Source organism: Streptomyces sp. MB09-02B (assembly GCF_033794485.1).
In the GTDB taxonomy this organism is placed as follows: Bacteria; Actinomycetota; Actinomycetes; order Streptomycetales; family Streptomycetaceae; genus Streptomyces.
Genome location: NZ_JARGEE010000665.1, coordinates 1 through 3,216, shown reverse-complemented (window position 1 = coordinate 3,216; position 3,216 = coordinate 1). Strand labels below are relative to the sequence as shown.

Below are 3,216 nucleotides of genomic sequence, written 5' to 3'. Positions count from 1 at the left end.
CGCCCGCAGCGGTTGGCGCGTCAACAGCCCGCACTTCCCAGCCAACCGATTCCGCGCCGGGGGGTGTCCGTCCTCGGAACGGCGCGGAATCGGTTGGCTGGGAAGTGCGGGCTGTTGACGCGCCAACCGCTGCGGGCGGACACCCCCCGACACGCCCCCTTCTCGCCGTTCGCGGCCTCGCCGCCGCCGGGGTGCTAGAGGATGCCCAGGACCAGCATGGCCAGGAGCATGGCGCAGGCCATGAGCACGCCGAGCCGCCGAAGCATGGCCTGCGTGTCGCGCAGTTCCTTCGGCGGCTCGTTCTCAGGGTCGGACCAGAGCATGCTGCGATGGTGCGCCGCCCGGCGGGCCGGGCGCCTGAGTACGCGTACTCAATTCGGTAGGAGAGGTTCCGCTCAGCCGGGCCAGTAGGTGCGGCTCCACGTGGTGGGGCCCGGGGCCGGCAGGCGGTGGGCGGCGATACGGGACGGGTCGGACCAGGAGTCGCGGGGGGCGGGCGCGCCGGGCGGCTCGGTGGCTGCCGCCGCGGCGCGGGCGCGGACCACCGCCAGGGCGGCCGCCAGCTCCTCCGGGGTCGGGTTTCCGCGTACGACCTTGATGGTCATGTCGGCTCCCAGCGTGGTTGGACGTGGCTACAGGGGGATGTTGCCGTGCTTCTTCGGGGGCAGGGATTCCCGCTTGGTGCGGAGTTGACGCAGGCCGCGGACGAGGTGGCGGCGGGTTTCGGAGGGCGGGATGACCGCGTCGACGTAGCCTCGCTCGGCTGCCGTGTAGGGGTTGAGGAGGGTGTCCTCGTACTCCTGGATGAGGCGGGCGCGGACCTCCTCGCGCTCCTCGTCGGACGCGGCGGCGATGGTGCGCCGGTGCAGGATGTTGACCGCGCCCTGGGCGCCCATGACGGCGATCTGCGCACTGGGCCAGGCCAGGTTCAGGTCGGCGCCCAGGTGCTTGGAGCCCATGACGTCGTAGGCGCCGCCGAAGGCCTTGCGGGTGATGACGGTGATGAGGGGGACGGTGGCCTCGGCGTAGGCGTAGATGAGCTTGGCGCCGCGGCGGATGATGCCCTCGTGCTCCTGGCCGACGCCCGGGAGGAAGCCGGGGACGTCGACGAAGGTCAGCACCGGGACGTTGAAGGCGTCGCAGGTGCGGACGAAGCGTGCCGCCTTCTCGGAGGCGTCGATGTCCAGGCAGCCGGCGAACTGCATCGGCTGGTTGGCGACGATGCCCACCGGGTGGCCCTCGATGCGGCCGAAGCCGGTGAGGATGTTCGGCGCGAAGAGCGCCTGGGTCTCGAAGAACTCCGCGTCGTCCAGGACGTGTTCGACGACCGTGTGCATGTCGTACGGCTGGTTGGCGCTGTCCGGGACGAGGGTGTCGAGTTCGCGGTCCTCGTCGGTGAGGGTGAGGTCCGCCTGCTCGGGGAAGGCCGGGGGCTCGCTGAGGTTGTTGGAGGGGAGGTAGGACAGGAGCTGCTTGACGTACTCGATGGCGTCCTTCTCGTCGCCCGCCATGTGGTGCGCGACGCCGGAGGTGGCGTTGTGGGTGCGGGCGCCGCCGAGCTCCTCGAAGCCGACGTCCTCGCCGGTGACCGTCTTGATGACGTCCGGGCCGGTGATGAACATGTGCGAGGTCTGGTCGACCATCACCGTGAAGTCGGTGATCGCGGGGGAGTAGACCGCTCCGCCCGCGCAGGGGCCGACGACGAGGCTGATCTGCGGGATCACACCGCTCGCGTGGGTGTTGCGGCGGAAGATCTCGCCGTACATGCCGAGGGCCATGACGCCCTCCTGGATGCGGGCGCCGCCGGAGTCGTTGATGCCGATGACGGGACAGCCGGTCTTGAGCGCGAAGTCCATCACCTTCATGATCTTCTGGCCGAAGACCTCGCCGAGTGAGCCGCCGAGGACGGTGAAGTCCTGGGAGAACACGGCCACCGGGCGGCCGTCGACCGTGCCGTAGCCGGTGACGACCCCGTCGCCGTAGGGGCGGTTGTTCTCCATGCCGAAGTCGGTGGAGCGGTGCCGGGCGAACTCGTCGAACTCCATGAAGGAGTCCTCGTCGAGGAGCAGTTCGATCCGCTCACGGGCCGTCAGCTTGCCCTTGGCGTGCTGCTTCTCCACCGCGCGCTCGGAGCCGGCGTGCGTCGCCTCGTGGATACGGCGCTCCAGATCCGCGAGCTTCCCCGCGGTCGTGTGAATGTCGATGCTTGCTGGCTCTACCGGCTCGGACATCGGGATGCGGCTCCCTGCCTGCTCATGGGGACGTGAGGGATCAGTCAGTAATGCTGCGGCGGTGCGTGCTCAGACGTGGGCGTGGTTACTCATCCGTAGCGTAGTGCTGCGCCTACCGTTCGGCAGTGCGTCGTTTACCACACCTAGGCTGGGTTGCATGACGCCGCGAGATGCCTCAGACGACAACCGTTGGTCCGACCTCGATCGACCTCCGCTCAACGGTGCCGCGTTGCGGCGGGCCCTGGTGCGGGACGGCGGGCACGGGGGCCTGTACTGCGATGTGGAGGTCGTGCAGCGCACCGGCTCCACCAACCACGACCTGGTCCAGCTCGCGCTCAAGGGGGACGCGGAGGAAGGCGCGGTCCTCGTTGCCGAGGAGCAGACGGCTGGGCGGGGTCGCCTCGACCGGCAATGGACGGCGCCGGCCCGCTCCGGCCTGTTCTTCTCCGTCCTCCTCAAGCCGACCGAGGTGCCGGTGCGGCACTGGGGCTGGCTGCCGCTCCTCACCGGTGTCGCCGTCGCGACCGGGCTGTCCCGGGCCGCCGGGGTCGACACGGCACTCAAGTGGCCCAACGACCTGCTGGTGACCGTGCGGGGCGAGGAGCGCAAGGCCGGCGGGATCCTCGCGGAGCGCGCGGGCGAGGGGGGCGTCGTGATCGGGATCGGTATCAACGTCAGCCTGCGCGAGGAGGAGCTGCCGGTGCCCACGGCCGGGTCGCTGGCGCTCGCCGGGGCCGTGACCACGGATCGTGACCCGCTGCTGCGGGCCGTGCTGCGGTCGTTGGAGGAGTGGTACGGGCGGTGGCGGGCCGCCGGAGGTGATGCGTCCGGGAGCGGGCTCCAGGAGACCTATGCCGCGGGGTGCGCGACGTTGGGGCGCACCGTGCGGGCCGAGTTGCCCGGGGACCGGTCGCTGGTGGGGGAGGCCGTGGCCGTGGACGGGGACGGGCGGCTGGTTCTCGCCACGGAGGACGGGGTGCAGGAG

The 3,216-nt window shown here is 70.7% G+C and carries 4 protein-coding genes; 1 reads left to right on the top strand and 3 read right to left on the bottom strand.

All coding sequences use genetic code 11. The features are described 5' to 3' along the window. Nucleotides 1-194 precede the first annotated feature (194 nt). The 3 genes from mmpB to P1P70_RS42505 form a co-directional block, all read right to left on the bottom strand. The gene (gene mmpB / locus P1P70_RS42515; protein WP_086784515.1) at nt 195-323 is read right to left on the bottom strand and encodes a morphogenic membrane protein MmpB; all 129 of its coding nucleotides are present in this window, start codon (nt 321-323) and stop codon (nt 195-197) included. A 72-nt stretch (nt 324-395) separates the two neighbouring features. After that, a complete protein-coding gene (locus tag P1P70_RS42510) occupies nt 396-605 on the bottom strand; it encodes an acyl-CoA carboxylase epsilon subunit (RefSeq protein ID WP_184904269.1) in 210 nt (69 codons plus the stop codon). A 27-nt stretch (nt 606-632) separates the two neighbouring features. Further along, a complete protein-coding gene (locus tag P1P70_RS42505) occupies nt 633-2,231 on the bottom strand; it encodes an acyl-CoA carboxylase subunit beta (protein ID WP_319247551.1) in 1,599 nt (532 codons plus the stop codon). 157 nt (nt 2,232-2,388) lie between these two features. Here P1P70_RS42505 and P1P70_RS42500 point away from each other — a divergent pair. Beyond that, nucleotides 2,389-3,216 (top strand): biotin--[acetyl-CoA-carboxylase] ligase (locus P1P70_RS42500; RefSeq protein ID WP_319247549.1); only part of this gene is annotated, 828 nt, incomplete at its 3' end.